This window comes from Psychrosphaera saromensis, assembly GCF_002954545.1.
GTDB lineage: Bacteria > Pseudomonadota > Gammaproteobacteria > Enterobacterales > Alteromonadaceae > Psychrosphaera > Psychrosphaera saromensis.
In genome coordinates this window covers 1,795,758-1,812,542 of the sequence record NZ_MSCH01000003.1, presented here as the reverse complement: position 1 = coordinate 1,812,542, position 16,785 = coordinate 1,795,758, and the positions used below count along the sequence as shown (strand labels likewise).

Genomic DNA, 16,785 nt, shown 5'->3' with positions numbered 1-16,785 from the left:
ACCCTACTAATAAATTAAAATTAATCTTTTACTTGTTCGCCAGTTAGACCAAATCGTCTCTCTGTTCCAGCAAAAGATTCTATAGCCTGTGCAAAGGTTTGATCTTTAAAATCAGGCCAATATAGCGGCGTAAAATATAACTCTGCGTAGGCCGCTTGCCACAGTAAAAAGTTACTAATTCTCATTTCCCCACCCGTTCTGATCATTAAATCTAATGGAGCTTGATCTGAGAACGAGGTAACACTATCAAATAATTCTTCTGTTATATCACCCGAGTTAAGTTCATTTGACTTAACTTTCTCAGCTAATATCTTAGAAGCCTGAACTATATCCCAACGTCCACCATAGTTGGCAGCTACGTTTAATATCAATCCAGTGTTATCTTTTGTCAACTCATGAGCTGATACTACTTTATCTTGAATGGATTTACTAAACCCATCTAGATCACCGACAATTTTCAACCTAACATTGTTTTTATGTAAGGTTTTTACTTCTCGAGTTAATACCAACATGAACAGTTCCATTAAGCCTGAAACTTCATCTTCCGGTCGTTTCCAATTTTCGCTTGAAAAAGCAAACAAGGTTAACGATTTAATTCCCACTTTACGAGAAAATTTAACCGCCTCTCTTACCGCATCTACGCCCTTCTTATGACCGTAGACTCTTGGCATTCCTTTTTGCTGTGCCCAACGACCATTTCCATCCATAATAATACCTACGTGTTGTGGTATTGATTCTGAATAGAATTCTAGCACTTGGTCTGCGACATCAACTTTTGCCATTTAACTCTCTCAATAAATAACAAAACGCCGCGTTATGTATTATCACGGCGTTTTGACTTTCTAACTTAAATTCTCGTTAATGAATTTATATTTCCATTAACTCTTTTTCTTTCACAGCCAACATACCATCAATAACTTTCATTTTAGCATCTGTGATTTTTTGAATTTCATCTTCTGATTGACGCGCTTCATCTTCAGAAATCTCTTTATCTTTTAATAAAGATTTAATATCGCCGTTCGCATCACGACGAATGTTACGTACTGCAACACGTCCGCCTTCAACTTCACCTTTAACAACTTTAACTAAATCGCGACGACGCTCTTCCGTTAACATAGGTAATGGGATACGAATAACCGTGCCTGCAGACATAGGATTTAACCCTAAGTCAGACATCATAATTGCTTTTTCTACGGCTTGACATAATGACTTATCAAAAACCGTTAATGCCAAAGTACGAGAGTCTTCAATCGTCACATTAGCAAGTTGGTTTAATGGTGTATCTGATCCGTAATAAGAAACCTGAATACCATCTAAAAGACTTGGATGTGCGCGGCCAGTACGGATTTTATTTAACTGAGAGTGAAGAGATTCGATACTCTTGTCCATTCTTACAGTTGCGTCTTTTTGAATTTCATTTAACACGAGTAAATTCCTTAAGATTATTTATTCTGGTTTTGCTTTATTTGAAACAATTGTGCCTTCATCTTCACCTAAAATTACACGTTTAAGTGCACCAGGTTTATTCATATTAAAAACACAGATTGGAGTGTTATGGTCGCGCGCTAGTGTAAACGCGGCTAAGTCCATAACTTTTAATTCTTTTTCTATAACTTCGTCATAGGAAAGCTGACGATATAATTCAGCATCAGGATTTTTAACTGGATCATCTGAGTAGATGCCATCAACTTTAGTCGCCTTTAAAATAACATCAGCTTCTATTTCAATACCGCGTAAACATGCAGCAGAGTCAGTTGTAAAAAATGGATTACCGGTTCCTGCGGCAAAAATCACAACACGGCCACTTTTTAATAAGCTTATGCCTTCAGCCCAAGAATAATCGTCACACACACCTTTTAATGGGATAGCTGACATTAATCGAGCATTAACATGTGCTCTGTGCAGCGCGTCTCGCATTGCAAGTCCATTCATAACAGTTGCTAACATACCCATATGGTCGCCAACTACTCTATTCATTCCTGCTTCAGCCAATGGAGCTCCACGGAAAATATTACCACCACCGAGTACCACGCCAACTTGTACGTCTTTTTCAACTAATTCTTTTATCTCTTGAGCCATACGGTCCAACACTTTTGGATCGATACCAAAACCGTCATCCCCGCACAATGCCTCACCACTTAGTTTTAATAAAATACGTCTGTAAACCGGTTTTGTGCTCATATATCTCCCGAGTGATGAATTGTCTAGAGGTGCAAATTGCCGCGTATTCTAGGTGATTTTTATAGATAATACAAAAGCTAGTTTTCTATTTTATAAAATTTAGTCAATAAAAAACCGCACATTAGTGCGGTTTTTTTAATAGAGCAATTTCTTTTAGAAATTATGCTTTTTTAGCAGCAGCAATTTGAGCTTCTACTTCAGCAGCGAAATCTTCAGATTTCTTCTCGATACCTTCACCAACTTCTAAACGAACAAATGAAGTTACTGTAGCGCCTTTTTCTTTAAGGATATCGCCAACAGTTTTCTTAGGTTCCATGATGAATGCTTGACCAGTAAGAGAAACCTCACCAGTAAATTTCTTCATGCGACCAATAACCATTTTTTCAGCGATTTCAGCAGGCTTGCCTTCATTCATCGCGATTTCGATTTGGATTTGTTTTTCTTTTTCAACAACTTCAGCAGGAACGTCGCTTGGGTTAACAAACTCAGGCTTGCTTGCAGCTACGTGCATTGCAATGTGCTTAAGTGTTTCAGCGTCAGCTTCACCAGCTACAACAACACCAATCTTATCACCGTGACGGTATGATGCTAGTGCAGTACCTTCAATGTATTGAAGACGACGAACATTGATGTTTTCACCAATTTTTGTAACTAGAGTTACACGAGCTTCTTCAAATTCAGCTTGAAGAGCTTCAATAGTCGTTGTAGAAGCAATCGCAGCGTCAGCAACTGCATTAGCGAATGCTAAGAAGTTTTTGTCTTTTGCAACGAAGTCTGTTTGACAGTTGATTTCAACTAGCGCAGCAACACCATTATTTTCTTTAATAATGATTGTTCCTTCAGCAGCAATGTTACCTGCTTTTTTGGCAGCTTTAGCTTGACCATTTTTACGCATATTTTCAATTGCTAACTCGATGTCACCATCAGTTTCAGTTAACGCTTTCTTACAATCCATCATGCCCGCGCCAGTGCGTTCACGTAGTTCTTTAACTAATGCAGCAGTTACTGCCATAAGGGTATCCTCACATTGTTGTTACCGCACTTATATAAGTGCACTAACCTATTAATTTGGAAAATAGGGTCAAATTAATGACCCTATACATTGTCTTGATAAATCACGAATGATTTAAGACAATTATTATGCTTCTACAAAATCTTCAGCTTGAACTTCAAGATTGTTATTACGACCTTCTTTAATCGTATTAGCAACTGATGAAGTATAAAGTTGAATTGCACGAATCGCATCGTCGTTACCTGGAACAACATAATCAATATTGTCTGGGTTAGAGTTAGTATCAACAACAGCAATAACTGGGATACCCAAGTTATTTGCTTCAGCAATAGTGATGTGCTCGTTATCTGCATCGATCAAGAAGATCGCGTCAGGTAACCCGCCCATGTTTTTGATACCACCTAAGCTTTTTTCAAGCTTAATCATTTCACGAGTACGCATTAAAGCTTCTTTTTTAGTAAGCTTTTCAAACGTGCCGTCGTCAGACTGTGATTCTAAGTCTTTAAGACGTTTGATCGATTGACGAACTGTTTTCCAGTTAGTCAACATACCACCTAACCAGCGATGGTTAACGTAGTATTGATCACAAGAGATAGCTGCTTCCTTGATAGCTTCGCTTGCCGCACGCTTAGTGCCAACAAACAAGATCTTACCTTTACGAGCTGCAACAGTCTTAATAAAATCCAACGCTTCGTTGAACATTGGAACTGTTTTCTCTAAGTTAATGATATGAACTTTGTTACGTGGTCCGAAAATGAAAGGTTTCATTTTAGGGTTCCAATAACGAGTTTGGTGACCGAAGTGTACGCCAGCTTGTAGCATGTCACGCATTGATACGTTTGCCATTTTAATTTCCTCTAATGGGGTTAGGCCTCCATATATCCCATTCCTATCCGACTTTGGCGTTTTGCAACGCTTCAGCACCCCGGGGAATGTGTCGATATATGTGTGTTATTTAATTTAAATTAATGTGCTATTTATTACGCTAATAACTTAGCTTACTTACTTTTTTAAAAATGATTTAAGTAAATACTTAAAAAACCTTTGTAAAAATAAGGCGCGCTTTATACCATAAGAGGCTTAGCAAACACAACTAATTGCCAATAAAATCGTTCATTTTTTAACATTTTAGGCTTTTTCCTTTAAAGTTGTGTCGTAACCGAGAGAATATTTATGTCAGCAATTATTAAGACACCAGAACTCATTGAAAAAATGCGCATTGCCGGAAAGTTGGCCGCACAAGTATTAGAGATGATTGGTGAGCATGTGAAAGTCGGTGTAACTACCGATGAATTAAATACCCTTTGTCATAATTATATTGTTGATGTTCAAGGTTGCATTCCCGCACCATTAAATTATGGCTACCCGCCATTTCCAAAGTCAGTTTGTACATCAGTTAACCATGTGATTTGTCATGGCATTCCAGATGATAAACCGTTAAAAAATGGCGACTCAGTGAATATTGATGTTACCGTTATCAAAGATGGTGTTCATGGCGATACGTCAAAAATGTTTTTTGTTGGAGAACCAAATATCCAAGCTAAACGTTTAGCTAAAGTGACACAAGAGTGTCTTTATAAAGCCATTGAAATTGTAAAACCAGGTTGTCGTTTAGGTGACATTGGTGAAGTAATACAAAAACATGCAGAAGCCGCATCTTACTCTGTTGTTCGTGACTTTTGTGGCCATGGTATTGGCGAAGGTTTCCATGAAGAACCGCAAATTGTTCATTACGGAAAAGCGGGGACTGGTGAAGAATTAAAAGCCGGTATGTGTTTTACTATCGAGCCTATGATCAATGCGGGAACTTACCGTTTAAAAGTATTAAAAGATCAATGGACTGCCGTGACTAAAGACAGAAAATTATCGGCTCAGTGGGAGCATACTCTGTTAGTTACTGAAAACGGGGTAGAAGTACTTACTTTACGTAATGATGAAGACTTCCCAAGAGTGATATCACATTAGAAGTGAGTCTATAAACCACTAACCACAGTGTCAAAAAAGTAAAACATCAATCGAAACTATCTATTGTTTAACAAAGAGAAAAAGATGATATTTGAAATACCAGCACCTATGTTAACACCACTACCAAAACCATTTAATTTGGTGGAATACAAAGAACGTATCAAGCAGTTTTCAGATTGGAGTGAACAAAACTTCAATTCCATCCCTGTCCGTTATTTGGTTAAAGCTCGTGCTGAGTTTGTTGATTTTATCTTACGAAATGTTTGGACTTATACAGGCTTAGATGAAGATAACAATCTAAGTTTGGTTGCGGTTGGTGGTTACGGACGAAAGGAATTACATCCTCAGTCGGACGTTGATTTATTGTTACTTTCAAAAAAATCAATTTCATCCAGTTCGACTGAAAAAATTAGCTTATTCATTACCACGTTGTGGGATTTAAAATTTGATGTTGGCCACTCTGTTCGCACCATAAAAGAAACACTAAGTATCGCAAAGGATGATATTACTATTGCGACAAACTTAATGGAACGACGCCCTCTTGCTGGCAACAACGACATTTTTAAAGTTTTATGTGATGAGCTAACCAATTCAAAGTTTATAACCTCCAAAGAATTTTATTTAGCTAAACGTGAAGAGCAAGTACAAAGGCACAATAGATACCATTCCACCTCTTACAATTTGGAGCCAAATTTAAAAGCTAACCCAGGTTGTTTACGTGACTTACAAACTATTTCTTGGGTTGCAAAAAAACATTTTGATACCCAAAGTGTGGCCGAGTTAGTGAAACATGGCTATTTGCAGCAAGATGAATATCAAGAAATGGAAGAGTGCCAAGATTATTTATGGCAAATGCGATTTGCCCTGCATGTAGTTGCAAAACGTAGTGAAAACCGTTTGTTATTTGACTATCAGCCAGAAGTCGCTGAAATGATGGGATTTGGTGATGATGGTAAAGCCGCGGTAGAACGTATGATGAAACGTTTTTTCCGTGTTGCTAGACGTGTTGTTGAGCTAAATACTATGTTATTACAAGTTTTTAACTCCGCCATACTCGGTATTACACGAGAAGTGACGGACATTGATAATGACTTTGCAATTCATGGACGTTCTTTGTTAGCTAAACACGACGATGTATTTTTTAACCGCGCGAATATGATTAAGATGTTCACACATATTGCTGAACACGACGAAATTGAAAAGTTACATTCTTCCACCATCAGGTTATTGCGCCAAGTGCGTCGTCGTTTAATGGGTGACTTGCAAGATTTGGCGTATTGCCGAGAAGCCTTGCTTGAATTTTTCCGCCACCCTAATTCAATGGGAAAAGCATTTACACTCATGCTACGTCACAGTGTTTTGGCTTATTACATGCCTAATTGGCGACATATCGTTGGGCAAATGCAGTTTGATTTATTCCACGCGTATACCGTGGATGAACATACTCATAGATTGATCCAAAATCTGCATAGATTCACAATTCCAGAATACAAATCTGAGTTTCCGCTTTGTAGCGGTATTATGAAACGTTTAGACAAACCAGAATTACTTTATATGGCAGGGATATTCCACGATATTGGTAAAGGACGCGGTGGTGATCACTCTAAATTAGGCGCGATAGACGCAACCAGTTTTGGTGAATTACACAAGCTTCCTAAATCTGACACTAAGATCATCAGTTGGCTAGTTGATAATCATTTATTAATGTCTGTAACCGCTCAAAAAAGTGATATATACAATCCCGATGTTATTGCTAAATTTGCAAAAATTGTAAAAGATGAAAACCGCCTCGACTTATTGTATTGCTTAACAGTAGCTGATGTTAGAGCAACCAATACAAACCTTTGGAATGACTGGAAAAGCACCTTGTTAGCTGATCTTTACCTTGTAACGCAACGCGCATTACGTCAAGGCTTAGAAAATGCTAAAGACATGCGAGAAACAGCAAAAGCCAATAAAGAACAGGCTTTGGTATTATTAGAAAAGAACGGTCATTACGCTGACCACGTTCAAAAAATATGGAAGCAAATAAGAACCTTGTACTTTGCACGCCATGCTCCAAAACATATTGAATGGCACACTGAGAAGTTATTAGCTCACTCTAATCGCTCTAAACGACCTTTGGTATTAATTAGTGAAACCGCCGTACGTGGTGGTACACAAGTCTTTGTCTATGCAAAAGACCAACCGGGGTTATTTGCCGATATAGTAACAACCTTTGATACTAAAAATGCTAACGTAGTTGATGCCCATATACTGAATACCAAAGATGGTTACGTTATTGATACGTTTATCATTTTGGAACAAGATGGCTCTTTGATTTCAACCGCAGAACGCAGAGAAGACATAAGAGTACTAGTTGAAAACGTGATCTTAACTGGCAAATGCAGCTCAACATTCTCAAAACGTATTCCTAGGCAAATTAAGCAGTTTAAAATTCCTGTTACGGTTAACTTTAAAGAAGATTCAAATAAATACAGTAACATGATGGAATTAACCGCGTTGGATACACCAGGAGTTTTAGCTAAGATCTCAAAAGTATTTAAACAAAACAATATCATGTTGTATTCTGCCAAGATATCGACCATAGGTGAAAAAGCCGAAGATATTTTCAGAGTATCGACAATAGAAAGAACCAAACTAAATGATGAGCAAAAAGCCTCATTAGTTGAAGCATTAAAACTAGAATTAGAATTAGATTAAAACAATTAAATAAATTTAGGAAAGTCATGACTGAGTTACAAAACCTAACGTCTCTACAAGAGACTATTGAACAAGCATTTGAAAACCGCGATGCGATTACACCAGCGACAGTGACTGCTGAAGTAAAATCTTCTGTGGAACAGGCATTAGAATTACTTGATAGCGGTAAAGCACGTGTTGCTGAAAAAATTGCTGGCGAATGGGTTGTTCACCAATGGTTGAAAAAAGCCGTTTTATTATCATTCCGTATTCGTGACAATGAAGTTATGGACGGCGGCGAAACTAAGTTCTATGACAAAGTAGACAATAAATTCGCGTCTTATACTGAAGCTGATTTCAAACAAGGCGGCATGCGTGTTGTTCCTCCTGCAGCTGCACGTAAAGGGTCTTATATCGGTAAGAATGTTGTTTTAATGCCTTCTTACACAAACATTGGTGCTTATGTAGACGACGGCACTATGGTTGATACATGGGCGACTGTAGGCTCGTGTGCGCAAATAGGTAAGAATGTACATTTATCTGGCGGTGTTGGTATAGGTGGCGTTTTAGAGCCTTTACAAGCTAATCCAACGATTATCGAAGACAACTGTTTCATTGGTGCTCGCTCTGAAGTCGTTGAAGGCGTGATTGTTGAAGAAGGTGCTGTGCTTTCTATGGGTGTTTACATCAGCCAATCTACACGTATTTTTGACCGTGAAACTGGTGAGATAACCTATGGTCGTATACCTGCAGGCGCGGTTGTTGTTCCTGGTTCATTACCGTCAAAAGATGGTACGCATTCTCTTTATGCTGCAATTATCGTTAAAAAAGTTGATGCACAAACTCGTGCAAAAGTTGGCGTTAACGCGTTATTACGTAGCATTGACGAATAACTCGTAGCTCGTAGCTCGTAGCTCGTAGCTCGTAGCTCAAAAGAATAGAGGTGCATTTAATTAATGCGCCTTTTTTTTTGTGTTAATTTTACACTCGTTACTCATGCCCCATTATTATGCACCCCTTATAGGTTAATTTAATTCACCTATTGAGTGAATTCCTATCATTTGTTACTTAGGATTAGATACTTTACTCTAATCTCAATTCGTTGCTCCTCAAGCTCGAATTAACCCTGTTGATTGATTTTATTTAGTGTCTTGTTGTGGACGTTAAATACTTAAAGTCTTTTGGGCATCCAATTTGGATGCCCTTTTTTTTCGCCTAAAATTTAACATTCGCCCTAGGTATTACTTCCACCTATTAAATAACATAATCAGCTAATATTATTATTGGTATGTATAGTTAACACTCTAAAAAAAGATCATAATCAATGAGTGAATAAAATTAACTTATTGAGTGAATTCCTATCGTTTGCTACTGATATATAAGTACTTTATTCTAATCCCAGTTCGTTGCTCCTCAAGCTCGAACTACCCTGTTGATTGATTTTATTTAATATCTTGTTGTGGATATTATATATAGTAGTATTTTTGGGCATCCAATTTGGATGCCCTTTTTTTTACTTATTATTGACCACTTCACTTACCACTTTTCATCTGATTTTTTAGCAATAAATTTTAACTAGACTTGTATTCCAAAATACATATTTAAAATATTAAATTGCGATTTATTTGTTTTTACTAACATCTGATTTTTATTAATGACTTGTTGATTATCGTTTTACTGCTACATTTATGAGTGAGAAAAATTCACTCATCGAGTGAATTGCAATCGTTTGTCTCTGGTTTTTAGATACTTTACTCTAATCCCAGTTCGTTGCTCCTCAAGCTCGAATCAACCCTGTTGATTGATTTTATTTAATATCTTGTTGTGGATGTTAAATACTTAAAGTCTTTTGGGCATCCAATTTGGATGCCCTTTTTTTTGTCTAAAATTCATTAATCACCTCTGCATCCCTTTCATATAAGCTAGTCCCTACGTTTCTTCATTGGTGTCTTATATTTTTATATGTACAAATAGAGTGATCATTAACTTATAAGTTTGAACAACAACTAAAACACCATAAATCAGTATTTTTGAGCACCCTATTTAGGTGCCTTTGTTTTATTTTTTGAACACTTCACACCAAATTGGTGCAATAAAAATCCTTAAAATATATAATCCCTTTAATATCAGGTAGTTGAAAGTTGGCTTAAGCATTGCTAATTAATCTATACTTTTAATATTTATAACAATGGGTGTTATATGGCTGTTCAAACGCCAATTCGAGGCTTAAGGTCTTTTTGTGTTGCGGCGAAGTGCTTAAGCTTCAAACATGCAGCAGCACAACTATACCTAACCCCTTCTGCAATTAGTCATCAGATCAGATTATTAGAGCAGCAAATAGATAAGCAATTATTCTTACGACAAACTCGGGCGATAGAATTAACGGAAGATGGTAAATTATTCTATAAAAAAGTTGCCCCTATTATTGAGCAATTAGAAACCACCATTACTGAATTTACTAACTCAGGTTCGCTTTCTACCATTAGTATTACGCTACCTGAATTCTTCTCGAGTGAAGTCTTTGTACCTAGACTTAATGAATGGTCGGATAAACACCCAAACATTAACCTGCAATTAGAAACGGTAAAAAATAGAACCCAAGCTTCAAAAGAAACAAACCTATCTATCGTATTGGCTAGCACTAAGCCTGCAGATGCAATCGTGTATGAGCTATTCCCTATCAGTTACATGCCAGCATGTAGCCCTGATTTGTTTAAAAAACTTAAGCCTTTTGGTAAAGATGCATTAAATCAGGCACCTTTAATTGTTCATCAATCTCGTCCTTGGGCTTGGCACCAATGGGCCGAAGAAAATGACATTGAAGAGTTTTCGCCTAAACGTATAGTACAAGTGGACAGTATGTTCTCCGTAGCCAGAGCGGCTCAACAGGGAATTGGGGTTGCGTTAATACCATTACCTTTAAGCCAAAACTGGTTTGATGAAGGCGTGATATATCCATTATTTGATCAACAGCTAAAAACTCGTGATAAGTATTATTTAATTCAACACGACTGGCATGCATCTCGTGAAGACTTAGACATTTTTGTACAATGGTTATTGTCAGAATTTAGTATGTAACACTTTTTCCTAAAAGTTATAACAACAGAACTGCTTTTTTATACTTAACCCTATAAAAACCAGTTCTTTTTTTTGCCTAAATATTTGCTTAAACCATACGTGAATTTTATTTCACTATTACGTTGATTTATCTCCTTTGTCAGTCTCGGCTCCTTTCTCTACATTGAACGTAACGAAAACATTCGTTACCCCAAACTCTAGGAGAAAGTCATGAAAAAACTACTTACATTAACACTAGCTTCTTTATTTGCATCAAGTGCATTTGCAGAAGCACCAGCTACTTTTAAAATGGCTGTAGTACAAGGAACTAATGGAGCATCCGATATCCGCAAAGGTAATTATGAAAAAGGAATTGACAGTATTGTTACAGACACTAAGGCAATGGAAGCCAATGAACAGCTCGCAATGCAAATGAACTTGTGTGTTGCTTACGCTAACTCAAGTCAGTTTGCACTAGCTAATAAAGCCTGTGATCAAGCCATAACCTTATCTAAAACCTTTGTTGAATTGGATAACACGGCTACCAAGTTTGTCGCCTTTGCGTTAAACAACAGAGCCATTTACAAGACAAAAATCCAAGACTTTGATGGTGCATTACAAGATTTAATGGAAGCCGCTCAAGTTAACAACACTTCAATTGTTGAAGATAACTTATTAAAGCTTATTCACCAGCAAGCAGATAACATTCAGTTTAAAACGGTGCAGGTTACACAAGCATAATAAGGACACTATTTTGATAAGTAATATGAAGCGGGGGCTGATTATAGCTCCCGGCTACTTCTAAAGAATAATATTCTCAGCACACTTTGAGATTCACACCTTACCCCCTTGCTCAACATTCTATTCATAACCTATTCATTCTAGCCACAACCTATTAACACTCCCATACAAAGAACTGATAAATTAGAACACCTTTGTGTTAATAATCGTTGCTTTTTGTTGATAGTTTATCAATCATACCGACAGCATTAATTAACCCATCAATTCCACATACTAATTTTAGTATTGAGAAGCGAAGCACTCCAAATGCCAGATATTAATATAATTAATAGCTATAATTTGGACTGTAAAAATCAAAGCGAAGCTATTAAATGTTTGACCCTCAAGTTATCAAAGAAGCGATTAACACAACTATGCCGTTTGGCAAATATGCAGGTCGTAAATTAATTGAACTACCTGAACCATATTTAGTTTGGTTTCATCAGAAAGGGTTTCCACAAGGCAAGTTGGGGCAACAATTAGCGTTATTATATGAGATTAAATTAAACGGCTTAGAGGGCATGCTAAAGCCATTGATCACCAAAGGTTAATCACGGAGTGGTTGTCAGTTATAAACTAGGTGACAATCTTTCTAGACGCTTTGCTGCTAGTTCATTACCTAATGACTTAGCTTGTTTATAATACCCAATCGCTTTTTCAAACGAGAGTTCACAGCCCCAGCCCATTTCATGACACTTAGCTAAAAAGTAAAGACCATAAGGGTCATTCTGATCAGCTGCTTGTTTATACCAATAGGCTGACTTAACTGTATTTTGTGGTAACCAGCGCCCTTCAATATAGCCATGACCAAGTAATAATTGTGCGTTTGCATTATTAAGTTGTGCCGCATCGTATAACAACGAAAATGCCGCACTGTGCTCCTGTAATTCAAGGTAACTCTGGGCGAGTAATGTCATCGCTGGAGGGGAATTTTGCTCCGCTGCCACTTTTATCCAAGCTAGATACTTATCATTATAATATTGTTTATCAGTGCTATTTATTGATGCCCGGTTTTTCTTAGCTAAATAATAGCTCCAAAAATTCATTGCCACTGGCGTTATCTTTTTATAATCCTGATTGTCGGTAATATGATCTGCGTATTGTTGTGACAAAGGTAAGTCTAAATATTCCATGAAACTTAAATCTGGAAATAATTTATAAGCAGTAAATTCGGTATTTTTACAGGTATTTGCTTTGTATAATTTTCGCCCTGCGAGATATTCAGCGTGTTCCTGGCTTGTCTTATTTGACGCTACAAAGAGATTACTGCTTATCCATTTGGCAGAGTTAACTACGCATAACTGTTGCTGTTGTTTGGCTTTAATTTGGTATTCGTCGGTATAGCCTAACCAATGCGCTAATTCATGAATAAAAACTTGGTCGGTATCGTCCTTGTCCAAGTACATCAAACCACCACGAGTATTAGCATCGCCTTTTTCCACTATCACCATTAAATGATTGTAACTACGTGGGTCCACTTGGGTATTTTCCAATAAACTCTGGGCTAGTTTATCAAGTGAACATTCAATTCTGCTGTGTTGGTCTTGTTTGCAAATCGCTGGTAAGGCTAACATTACCTTCGGAGGCAAAAAGCATATCGACAAACCATTCAATTTTGAGTCTGTAAAAGCCTGACTAAACCGTTTAGCATTGGCTAATAATGACGTTGTACTAACCACAGCTTGAATACTAATAGCGCACTTTAATAATGACGGTGGCTGATTGAATAAAACATTATTTACGGCATTAGGGGGAGTAATGGAAGGTGAGATATGAACTGACTTGTTACTTTCTACCACAGCGGCTAAAAGCGACTTTATCTGGGAGTATTGTTCACCTAACTTTCCTTGTAGATTAGTTAATATTTCATTATGTGAATGCTCAAACTCACTGGCTTTATGCCAATGTTCGTTCGTTGTTAAGTTCTGTAGTTTAATTAATGTGGCTTGTGGATGTTTTAAATTAATGGCTTGTTGTAACCAGACAGTTTGACTTATATGCTGATTTTCTTTTTGAATTAAATACCACTGAAACACTGATTTAACATGATTTAATCTGGCTGCTTTTTTTAGCCATGATTGATCTTGGGTTGCTAAGTATATTTGGTAATTTGCTTCATTGTTGCCAAGAAGTGCGGCGGGATAAACATAATGTTGTGATTGTTTAAAATAATAGTCGACTAATGATTTAGAAAAAATAATGCTGTCGGCTTGTGCCAACAGCAAAAATAATAAACTAAATATTAGGGGCTGTTTATCTTTCATTTTTTGCAACGCTGGCGGCTATTTGTTGCATCCAGCGAGGCAGAAGACTCGCAAATAGTGGTTCTATTTAAGTGTCTGGCTAAAGTAACAAGAACGAAGTTGGGATGACAAATAGACCCAGCCCTTCGGGTTGAGGTTAAATAATCCCCACTCTTTGTTATAAACATACTTATTTAACCCATTAAACCTCGATGTTTACGCCTTGATTGGGAATCATTTTCCACTCAACGTTGCGTAAAATGAAAGATAAACAGCCCCTAATCGACCAAAAAATATGAGGGCGGCCATTATGGTTTAGTAGATAACATCTCTAAATACTTTTGTTTATCTTCTCGGTACAATTCATTCAATTCTAAACGTGCATATTTATGCTCTACAAATTCATGCACATTAGTAGATAAAACAAGTCTAAAGTAATTTTTAGCCGCTTCAACTTCATTGTTGATCAACTTAAGCTTGGCTAGGTAAAAATACCCTTCACATAACCTATCAACTAACTGGCGGCTATCTTGTACGTTTTTACCCATATTATCAATGAAGTCTTGCTCATCGAGTTTACCCAAATATAACGCAACTATTTGATTTGCCCATTTGGACTTATCTAACATAATGGCATTGCCAGCCAAACGTAATTTCGCTTCTTCTGGGTTGTTTTTGTATTCTGCTAAATATAACCAAATAGCACGATATGGGTCGGCTTGATCATTAATGAAAAACAGCTCTAAGTCATCAATAGCTAAACCGTTACGCCCGAAATAATACGATGCAATACCGCGGTTTAAATGTGCGTAATTATGATCCGGTTCAATTTCTAATGCAGAGTCAAATGCTTCAGATGCTTGAGTGTATTGACCAATCAAAGTCATGTGAATACCAATAAAATTATAAGCATCTGCATGATCAGGCTTAAGCTCTAGCGTTCTGCGAAAATCTAATTGCGCTAAAGAACGTAAACCTAAGCTGTCATAAATTACGCCTCGGTCATATAAGATTTGAGCTAATTTATCTTGGTCTAATTTAACGTGATTGATTATCTGGGTTAACTTTGCAATCGCAAGTTCACTCTTATAATCAATAGCAAGTGGTTCTGTAATAACGACTCTATTTACAACATGAGGTTCGCTATTACCTGATATATTCGGTTTGGTTGCACATCCAGCTAACAAACTAGTTGCAATAATTACAACCAACAAAAAAGGTTTCATATTCTCTCCTACCTGTAGATACCTATTAATAGCATAAAATTACTTAGGTAATAAGTGCTAATAACTCATATATGTCTATATCGAGTTGTGGATTATTCTTTCTATTTTAATGACATAAGGTGAATAACCTTAGTCATCAATCGGCAAAACCGCTACCAATAGCTCTAAATGGCATATTAAGTTCTAACTCTGGAACTTGTAATCCAAGCCAAGTTGGAAATGTATTGCTATTAGGCCCTGGAAATAATGTGTACTCATTGGCCCAAGGGTAACGCTGTACCGCTGCAACAATTTGCGGGATTAACTCGCTTGCCTTGTCACCCGTTATCGATAATATTTTTTCTGGTTTTGCACCATACCAATATGTATCTGGGGTTGCCGTTTTATATTCACGTAATGCTGGCAAGCCTCTTTTTACTCTCCAGCCAGTTACTTCATAAACCGTATATTCAGACGCATCCTTTGGTTTTATTGCTACCCAAGTATGAACAGCAAACCATCCGCGCCAACTAAACGCATCAGCCCCATAGAATTCAATAACAGCTTGTTTCTCTATTATAGGGTTAGGAGCTAAACCAGATGACTCTCTACTAGCAGTGCGCCAGTCGGTATTAGTACAACCAACAATAAGGTTCATCAGTAATATAATTAGAATAAATTTAGACATCTTGCCTCATATTTATGGCTGACGTTTTACAACAAACGTCTGGTTAATAACTAGTTTTTAAGCGATTTGCCCAATTACCATTATGCTCAGTTAAACAGCTCATTTCGTTGTCGAACTGCATTAACTTATCGAGTTTTTTTATTTTTATTGCCACGTCCGTCAACTTCTTATTTAAAACAGATAACAGCTGAATTTGGTTTATGTTGGCGGTTGTTGGAAAAGATAAAAATTGGTCAATATCACTTTGCTGCTCAAAAATACAAATCACTTTTAAACTGCTTGGAAAATTAGAATAATCAACAAGATGAGTTAACCATTTAAAGCCGGAGACACTCTCAAAATAATCTTCACATAATTCTGTGAGTATCTGTCTAATTTGATTATCGATTTTTTTATCGGTTTTACGCATAACACAACGTCTGCGTAATCCTGCGGTTTAAACCATCATTGTTAATAAAAATCATCTAATCAAGATCATTTAATGGCCAAACGACAATAAAGTCTTCGTAAAGCTCTTCTGCAATCATATTATCGAAAACGACTTTGCCCCTAACCGACATGCCAGCTTGGTGCATTTTAGACTTTTTGCCTTTATTTAATAGCGGATGCCAACTTGGTAATCCACGCCCTTCTTGTAAACGGCGATAGCTACAACTGCTCGGCATATAAAATACTTGGTCAAGATTATCTTGAGTTAATTGCACGCAGCTTGGGACTAATTTTGTACGTTCTAGGTAAACGGAACATTCACATTTTTTATCATTCAGATACTGACAAGCAACAGAGGTAAAATGCAGTTGCTCAGTGTCGGCCATTTCTGTGGTAACAACCATGTCTTCTTGTTCATCATCGTCTATCAGCTTATGTAAACAACATTTGGCACATCCATCACATAACGACTCCCATTCTGGGCGAGACATTTGTTGCAATGATTTGGTTTTCCAAAACGGTTCCATTTTTTCTCTTTCTATA

The 16,785-nt window shown here is 37.1% G+C and carries 16 protein-coding genes; 6 read left to right on the top strand and 10 right to left on the bottom strand.

Annotated features, from left to right (window positions below):
* Positions 1–20: 20 nt before the first annotated feature.
* The 5 genes from uppS to rpsB form a co-directional block, all read right to left on the bottom strand.
* Positions 21–782, bottom strand: coding sequence for a polyprenyl diphosphate synthase (uppS, locus tag BTO11_RS08245; protein WP_105052158.1), 762 nt, complete (start codon positions 780–782; stop codon positions 21–23).
* A gap of 85 nt (positions 783–867) precedes the next feature.
* Entirely contained in the window at positions 868–1,425 is a 558-nt protein-coding gene (gene frr, locus BTO11_RS08240) for a ribosome recycling factor (protein ID WP_105052157.1), read from the bottom strand.
* Positions 1,426–1,446: 21 nt separating this feature from the next.
* A complete protein-coding gene (gene pyrH / locus BTO11_RS08235) occupies positions 1,447–2,181 on the bottom strand; it encodes a UMP kinase (RefSeq protein ID WP_105052156.1) in 735 nt (244 codons plus the stop codon).
* 160 nt (positions 2,182–2,341) lie between these two features.
* A complete protein-coding gene (tsf, locus tag BTO11_RS08230; RefSeq protein WP_105052155.1) occupies positions 2,342–3,193 on the bottom strand; it encodes a translation elongation factor Ts in 852 nt (283 codons plus the stop codon).
* Between the two features lie 126 nt (positions 3,194–3,319).
* The gene (gene rpsB / locus BTO11_RS08225; RefSeq protein WP_105052154.1) at positions 3,320–4,039 is read right to left on the bottom strand and encodes a 30S ribosomal protein S2; all 720 of its coding nucleotides are present in this window, start codon (positions 4,037–4,039) and stop codon (positions 3,320–3,322) included.
* A 327-nt stretch (positions 4,040–4,366) separates the two neighbouring features.
* Between rpsB and map the strand changes: the two genes are divergently transcribed.
* The 6 genes from map to BTO11_RS08195 all read left to right on the top strand — a co-directional run bounded on the left by map (position 4,367) and on the right by BTO11_RS08195 (position 12,228).
* Entirely contained in the window at positions 4,367–5,158 is a 792-nt protein-coding gene (gene map, locus BTO11_RS08220) for a type I methionyl aminopeptidase (RefSeq protein WP_105052153.1), read from the top strand.
* 84 nt (positions 5,159–5,242) lie between these two features.
* The gene (gene glnD / locus BTO11_RS08215) at positions 5,243–7,861 is read left to right on the top strand and encodes a [protein-PII] uridylyltransferase (RefSeq protein WP_105052152.1); all 2,619 of its coding nucleotides are present in this window, start codon (positions 5,243–5,245) and stop codon (positions 7,859–7,861) included.
* 26 nt (positions 7,862–7,887) lie between these two features.
* Entirely contained in the window at positions 7,888–8,733 is an 846-nt protein-coding gene (gene dapD / locus BTO11_RS08210) for a 2,3,4,5-tetrahydropyridine-2,6-dicarboxylate N-succinyltransferase (protein ID WP_105052151.1), read from the top strand.
* A 1,306-nt stretch (positions 8,734–10,039) separates the two neighbouring features.
* Positions 10,040–10,918, top strand: coding sequence for a LysR substrate-binding domain-containing protein (locus tag BTO11_RS08205; RefSeq protein WP_105052150.1), 879 nt, complete (start codon positions 10,040–10,042; stop codon positions 10,916–10,918).
* A 210-nt stretch (positions 10,919–11,128) separates the two neighbouring features.
* Positions 11,129–11,638, top strand: a complete 510-nt coding sequence (locus BTO11_RS08200; RefSeq protein ID WP_105052149.1) for a tetratricopeptide repeat protein — start codon at positions 11,129–11,131, stop codon at positions 11,636–11,638.
* Positions 11,639–12,009: 371 nt separating this feature from the next.
* Positions 12,010–12,228 carry a DUF3820 family protein gene (locus tag BTO11_RS08195; protein WP_105052148.1) on the top strand — a complete coding sequence of 73 codons (219 nt, stop codon included), beginning with the start codon at positions 12,010–12,012 and terminating at the stop codon, positions 12,226–12,228.
* A gap of 18 nt (positions 12,229–12,246) precedes the next feature.
* On the opposite strand, the gene BTO11_RS08190 is transcribed toward BTO11_RS08195, so the two are convergent.
* From BTO11_RS08190 to BTO11_RS08170, 5 genes are all read right to left on the bottom strand, one after another.
* Positions 12,247–13,941, bottom strand: coding sequence for a tetratricopeptide repeat protein (locus BTO11_RS08190; protein ID WP_105052147.1), 1,695 nt, complete (start codon positions 13,939–13,941; stop codon positions 12,247–12,249).
* A 287-nt stretch (positions 13,942–14,228) separates the two neighbouring features.
* Positions 14,229–15,146 (bottom strand): lipoprotein NlpI, encoded by a 918-nt coding sequence (gene nlpI / locus BTO11_RS08185; RefSeq protein WP_105052146.1) that lies wholly within the window; start codon positions 15,144–15,146, stop codon positions 14,229–14,231.
* Positions 15,147–15,282: 136 nt separating this feature from the next.
* Entirely contained in the window at positions 15,283–15,813 is a 531-nt protein-coding gene (locus BTO11_RS08180) for a DUF3750 domain-containing protein (protein ID WP_105052145.1), read from the bottom strand.
* 43 nt (positions 15,814–15,856) lie between these two features.
* A complete protein-coding gene (locus tag BTO11_RS08175; RefSeq protein ID WP_105052144.1) occupies positions 15,857–16,222 on the bottom strand; it encodes a Fis family transcriptional regulator in 366 nt (121 codons plus the stop codon).
* Between the two features lie 55 nt (positions 16,223–16,277).
* Positions 16,278–16,769, bottom strand: a complete 492-nt coding sequence (locus tag BTO11_RS08170; RefSeq protein ID WP_105052143.1) for a YcgN family cysteine cluster protein — start codon at positions 16,767–16,769, stop codon at positions 16,278–16,280.
* Positions 16,770–16,785: the final 16 nt, after the last annotated feature.